Annotated in this window: 6 protein-coding genes; 4 read left to right on the forward strand and 2 right to left on the reverse strand. The window is 64.9% G+C overall.

The features are described from left to right. Positions 1–31: 31 nt before the first annotated feature. Positions 32–1189 carry a GGDEF domain-containing protein gene (locus tag BM222_RS18000; protein ID WP_092229845.1) on the reverse strand — a complete coding sequence of 386 codons (1158 nt, stop codon included), beginning with the start codon at positions 1187–1189 and terminating at the stop codon, positions 32–34. A 437-nt stretch (positions 1190–1626) separates the two neighbouring features. Between BM222_RS18000 and BM222_RS18005 the strand changes: the two genes are divergently transcribed. From BM222_RS18005 to BM222_RS18020, 4 genes are all read left to right on the forward strand, one after another. After that, a complete protein-coding gene (locus BM222_RS18005) occupies positions 1627–2196 on the forward strand; it encodes a sigma-70 family RNA polymerase sigma factor (RefSeq protein ID WP_177243292.1) in 570 nt (189 codons plus the stop codon). Continuing rightward, positions 2193–2885: a hypothetical protein gene (locus tag BM222_RS18010; RefSeq protein WP_092229847.1), complete on the forward strand. Its 693-nt coding sequence runs from the start codon at positions 2193–2195 to the stop codon at positions 2883–2885. The genes BM222_RS18005 and BM222_RS18010 overlap by 4 nt, the downstream gene beginning before the upstream one ends. 12 nt (positions 2886–2897) lie before the next feature. After that, positions 2898–4598: a S8 family serine peptidase gene (locus BM222_RS18015; RefSeq protein WP_092229849.1), complete on the forward strand. Its 1701-nt coding sequence runs from the start codon at positions 2898–2900 to the stop codon at positions 4596–4598. Between the two features lie 494 nt (positions 4599–5092). Beyond that, complete coding sequence (locus tag BM222_RS18020; protein WP_092229851.1) at positions 5093–5713, forward strand: TIGR03809 family protein; 621 nt, start codon at positions 5093–5095, stop codon at positions 5711–5713. Positions 5714–5822: 109 nt separating this feature from the next. Here the strand turns inward: BM222_RS18020 and BM222_RS18025 are convergent, their stop codons facing one another. Continuing rightward, entirely contained in the window at positions 5823–6131 is a 309-nt protein-coding gene (locus BM222_RS18025; RefSeq protein WP_092229887.1) for a GIY-YIG nuclease family protein, read from the reverse strand. Positions 6132–6170 lie beyond the last annotated feature (39 nt).

Raw genomic sequence — 6170 nt, forward strand, 5'->3', positions numbered from 1 at the left:
CGTTCCTGCCTGCCGGCAACAAATGGATTGGTCAGCTCGTGGCAATGCGGTTGCGGCCCTGAGCCTTGGCGGAATAGAGCGCGCTGTCGGCGCGCGCGAGAAACGTATCGGCAGTATCATTGTCGCGCAGCGTCACGACGCCGGCGGAAATCGTAACGCGCATGCCGGGCGAGAATGCGTTCCAGTCGAGATCGGCGACGATGCCGCGCAGCCGGTCGAGCATGCGCGATGCGGCGTCGCGCTCGGTGCCCGGCAGCAGCAGCAGAAACTCCTCGCCGCCATAACGACCGAAACGGTCGCCGGGGCGGATGTTGGCGAACATGGTGATGGCGAAGGTCCGCAGCACCTCGTCGCCGACGGGATGGCCGTGGGCGTCGTTGATGCGCTTGAACCAGTCGAGATCGATCAGCGCGACGGCGCATGGCGCGGCGGCCTGCCGCGACTTCTCGATCTCTGCGTCGAGAAGCCGCATGATGCAGCGGCGGTTGTAGGAGCCGGTCAGCTCGTCGAGCTCGGCGAGCTCCTCGATGCGCCGATAGGCCGCCTTCAGCTCGATGCTGCGCCGGTACAGGATCTTGCGCAGCGTGGCGCCGAACAGGCCGAGGAAGGCGCACTGGCCGATCACCAGCACGAAGCACAGCATCGACGCGATCCGCTCGAGCCGGGTCGCAACCGGCATGCCGATCGGCAGATCGGAGCCGAGGAACACGCCCGCAAGCGCGACCGTCGCGATCGCCCATGTCAGCATCGCCTGTACCGAGGTCATGCGCAGCGACCCGAAGGCGAAGATCAGGAACAGCACGCTGATGAAGGCGATCCCGATCGTCGGCACCGACACGAGGAAAATGAATTGCAGCGCCATGTGCGCTGAGATCTGGAAGACCGTGAGATAATGGTCGTCGTGCTTCTCGCCGACGCCGGCCTCCGACATCACCGTGAAGATGCCGATGATCAGGAGGCCGCCGACCCAGAACAGCGATGGAACGTTGATGTGGATGGCGCCGTCATAGGCATAGAGCAGCAGCACGGAGGCGCCGAGCGAATAGCTCACGGCCTGGCCGATATACATCTGCCGGCGCTGGCGGGCCCGGCGCGCCAGCGCTCCGGGGGCGGCCGCCTCGGGCGCGAGGACGATATCCGCGACCTCTGCGGCACTCCTCTCCGGAAAGGACGTCGCGGCCGTGCTCATGGTCCTCGCCAATGGGTGGATGTCAGCCGAAAAAATCTACGTGGCAAGCCTTTAGGTTTGGTATCCTTTTGCGCCGAATCCCGGGGGGCTCCGCGCGGAGAGGGGTCTTGTGGCAGCGCGGGAATTGGCGGTCAGTTGGCATCCCCAGGCGATATCGCCGGACCAAATCCGGCGCCGCGCGACATATGGTTCACAGGGGCGTGTGACACGTCGGCGCGATCGAGCCGTCCGTGTCGGCCACGGCAAGTCCGCAACAGAGTATTCCCGTATTATGTTACCGTTATCGAGCCAAAAGACCGACGGCCGCGTGTGCGACGAGAAAATCGCGCGCATGTGGGGTAGATCACACAATCCCCAGCATGACCGCGGTAGGTTGATTTCGCCCCTCCCGTCGAACCGTCCCCCGCCTCGACCCGACCAATCTTGCGAGACCGGCTTTGAGCGTGACACAGGCGGCTACGGACGAGGTCCTGATCGCCAGGATCGCCCAGGGTGACCGGCTCGCCATGCAGGTGCTGTACGGGCGGCACCATGTCAGGATTTACAGGTTCGGGCTGAGACTCGTGCGGGACGAGCAGACGGCGGAAGACCTTATCAGCGAGGTTTTTCTGGATGTCTGGCGTCAGGCCGGCAAGTTCGAGGGCCGATCCGCCGTTTCCACCTGGCTGCTGGCAATCACCCGATTCAAGGCCCTCTCTGCGCTTCGCCGCCGAAAGGATTTTGAATTGGACGACGAGGCCGCCAATGCGATCGAGGATTCATCCGACAATCCAGAAACGGCGGTTCAGAAGAAAGATACCAGTGAAGCGTTGCGGGAGTGTCTGACGGGCCTCTCGCCGGACCATCGGGAAATCGTCGACCTCGTCTACTACCACGAGAAATCAGTGGAAGAGGTGGCCGAGATCGTCGGGATCCCGGAGAACACGGTAAAGACGCGCCTCTTCTATGCGCGCAAGAAATTGGCCGAACTGCTGCAGGCAGCCGGCATTGAGCGAGGCTGGCCATGATGGCTTTGAGCAAGAAGATGCTGGAGCGAGAGCCCGGAGAGATCGAGTTGCTGCTGCCGTGGTACGCCGCCGGAACGCTGAACCCGCGCGACACCCGGCGCGTCGAGGAAGCACTTGCCAGCGATCCGGAACTCGCAAAGCAATATGCGGCGATCCGCGGCGAATACGAAGAGACGATCCACCTGAATGAGAGCCTGGGTGCTCCGTCGGCGCGCGCGATGCAGAAGCTGTTCGCCGCAATCGACGCTGAGCCCGCGCGGGCGACCGGTTCGCTGCCGCTCTCGGCGCGTATCGCTACGTTCTTCGCGAGCCTGTCGCCGCGCACGCTGGCCTGGTCGGCGACCCTCGGCGCGATCGCGCTGCTGCTCCAGGCCGGCATCATCGGCGCCGTCTTGATGAAGACCCAGCCCGCGACCTTCCAGACTGCTTCGCTCTCGACCGGTGCGCCGATGACGCGCGAGCTCGGGGCGGCTACACCTTCGCGGGCGCTGGTGCGCTTCACGCCCGAGGCGCGCGTCGCCGACATCACGGCGCTGCTCGACAATTACCAGGCCTCGATCATCGGCGATGCCAAAGGCGGCATGTTCCGCCTCCAGTTCGACAAGGCGATGAGCCAGGACGAGTTCGCCGCGCTCCTGGGCAGGATGCAGCGCGAGAAGTTCGTCAACCTCGCCGTGGCGGCGCCCTAATCGCCTGCACCGATGATGCGCAAGTCCGAGAGTAAGCTGCGAGCCGGTGCCTATGCTTCCTCGGCTGGAGCCGGGCTCCTGCTCGCCGCCTGTCTCGGGATCGGAGTGGCGGACGCCCAGGCGATCATGCGCACGCCGACGATCAGCGTTCCCACGCGTACGCCGACGATCTCTCCGGGCGTCGCGGCGCGCGTCGTGGGAGGCGATCACGGTCCGCATGTGACGCCGCACGTGACGCCGACGGTTCATACCATCGCGCGGATTGCGCCGAATTCCGTCAATCCCGTGCTGCCCTACGCGCGCTACTCGCCAAATCTCTATCCGGCCTGCTCTAACGGCTATCGCGACGGCGAATGCCTCGGCCAGCCGAATGGCGGCGGCGACGGCTCCGGCAGGTCGGCCAAGAAGAGCGCCGGCAAGGGGCGTGGCAATGCTACGCCGCTTGCCTTGTCGTCGCGCAGTTTCGCCAACGAATTCGTGGCCGAGATCGATGGCGCGCTGTCGCCGGCCGAAGCCGACGAGCTTGCGCGACGCCACGGCTTGACCCGCGTCTCTTCGGAGAATGTCCCGCTGATCGGGGCTACGGTCGGCCTGTTTCGCATCAGCGACGGCCGGCCCTACGACGCGGCGCGCCGCGAGTTCGCCGCTGATGGCAGCGTACGCTCGCTGCAGCCGAACTTCCGCTATGTACTCCAGGATCAGAAGCCGGCGGTGCCGACCGAAGGCGATCCGGCGCAATACGCGCTGTCGAAGCTGCGGCTGCCGCAGGCGCACACGCTGGTGCACGGCGCCAACGTGACCGTTGCGGTGATCGATTCCGGGATCGACGCAAAACATCCCGAACTCGCCAATTCCATTACCGACGTCTTCGACGCGCTCGGCAGCGGCGAGGGCGCCCATATCCATGGCACCGGCATTGCCGGTGCGATCGTGGCCCATGCGAAGCTGATGGGCAGCGCGCCGGAAGCGCGCATCATCGCCATCAGGGCCTTCGGCGGCACTGCCGGCGGTGCCGAGAGCTCGTCCTACGTCATCCTGCGGTCGCTCAATTATGCCGCCGAGCACGGCGCCCAGATCGTCAATATGAGCTTTGCCGGTCCCAAGGACGCGGTGATCGAGCGCGCGATCGCGGCGAGTGCCGAGCGCGGCCTGGTGCTGATCGCGGCGGCCGGCAATGCCGGCGCCAAATCGCCGCCGCTCTATCCCGCGGCCAATCCCAACGTGATCGCAGTGAGCGCAACCGATCAGCAGGACAAGCTGTTCACCGCGTCGAACCGCGGCAATTACGTCGCGCTGGCCGCGCCCGGCGTCGACATTTTCCTGCCGGCGCCCGACGGCAAATACCAGATCACGTCGGGTACCTCGTTCTCGGCGGCCTACGTCTCCGGCGTCGCGGCATTGCTGCTCGAGCGCAACTACGCGCTCAAGCCGGAAGCGCTGCGCATGACGCTGGCCAAGACCGCGCGCGACCTCGGTTCACCCGGGCGTGATGATCTCTATGGCGACGGCGAGCCCGATGCGTTTGCTGCGGTGATGGCCATTCCGGCCGACGGCACGACGCCGGTCGCCGCCGCGTCCGCTACACTTAAACGTGAAGATGCCGGGAAGCGTCGCGAGGACCCCGGCATCCGCGCCCTCGAGCAGCAGCCCTCGCTGTCGGATTCCGGCGATAAATCCACGATTCTTCAGGCGGATAGGCCGCCAGCGCAGTAGCGCCCGCAACAACATTGCGCGTCGGCCAAAGATCGAAAAATCGAACGCCGCATTGAACGTTCGGCGTGGTGCCACGACCAAATTATGTGGGAGCGGTCATCCCTCCCCATCAGTCATATCAGGCGCGAGCGCCCATCCACCCCAAGCGCCCATATGGCTCGACCCGTCCGGTTGTCCCCCCGGACGGGTCTTTTCTTTTGGGCTCATCCGATGTCTCGAATCGCCATGTGCAAGCGCCAGGCGTGATCAGCTTGCGGTTGAGGCGCAGCTGCGATCGTGGTCGCGAGGCCGGACCGGGGACGCGGCAAGCCCGCTATGCTTGTGCGCAGCTTGACTCGCAAACCCCTGCGAACTCCGCGCGACTACGGTATTTCGTGACGCAAGCCGTGTCGTTGCTGGACAAGTCAAAACTTTTCCACAAAATAATCACGTCGCGTTTAAATTGATTCGTGTGCGTTGCGTCGCGTCCGTATTTTCTCCTGACGGGCTGGTTTATGACACATCGCCAAAGCACGGCTGTTGACCGCGACCTTGCGGCACGCTGGTGCGTTCTTGCCGAACAGCGGCTGGAGCATCTCTCCGAAATGTTCGAGACCGGACGCTGGCGCCGCTATCATTCCGAGCTCGCATTCCTTGAAAACATCCAGGAAGCCAAGCGTGCGGTCCAGACCTGGCGCGCGCTTGCGAGTGGCGGGGACGTCGCCGCGGCTGCCGCCAGCGTGACCTCCGCATTCGGCTGGTCGCCGGCGACCATGCCGCGCGTGTTTCCGCGCGAGCAGACCCAGACCGTGCAGCCAAAGGCCGTGCACATCGCGCCCGAGACCGCCGTGCCGGTCACGTACGAGCCCACGCTGGGCGTGCTCGCAGAGGTCGTCGAGGTGCCCACCGCACCCCTCGTCCCGATGGCGCCGCCAGCTCGAATGGCGCCGCCAGCTCGAATGGCGCCGGCTGCTCGAACGGCGCCGGCTGCGCCGGTGGAGTCGATCGTCTCGTTCCTGCAGACCTTCGCGCCCCCCGCCGACGACATCGTCGCCGCCTCCGAGGGCGTCGTCGAATTCACCTTCAGTCTCGACGGCATCGAGGCAAAGTACCCGCTGCTGCGGAATACGTTCTAGGCTCAACGTTCCAGAGCTCTTCTCCATTCCGTCATCCTTCGAGGCTCTCCATGGGACGCAACGCGTCCCATGGAGAGCCTCGAAGGATGAACGCCCGACTGCCTGACGCCTACTTCTTGGACCTAGGCGCTCCAGCCCGCCGTTGCGCAAACTGGCTCACAGCCTTCCAATCCGACCGAATGAGGGCTTCCTTCTTCGCACGGCTCCAGCCCTTGAGCTGCCGCTCCGCCGCGATGCCGTCGGTGATCCGATCGAAATGCTCGGACCACACCAGGACGACCGGACGCCGCGAATGAGTATATCCCGGATAGGCGCCGGCATTGTGCTGGTCGACCCGCTGGGACGTATCATCACCGGTGGCACTTCCGATGTAGAAGGAGCCGTCCGCACATCGCAGCATGTAGACATAGATGCCCACGACACCATCCTTCGAGGCTCCCGGCGCGATGCGTTGCAT

The sequence above is a fragment of the Bradyrhizobium sp. Gha genome (assembly GCF_900113735.1).
In the GTDB taxonomy this organism is placed as follows: Bacteria; Pseudomonadota; Alphaproteobacteria; order Rhizobiales; family Xanthobacteraceae; genus Bradyrhizobium.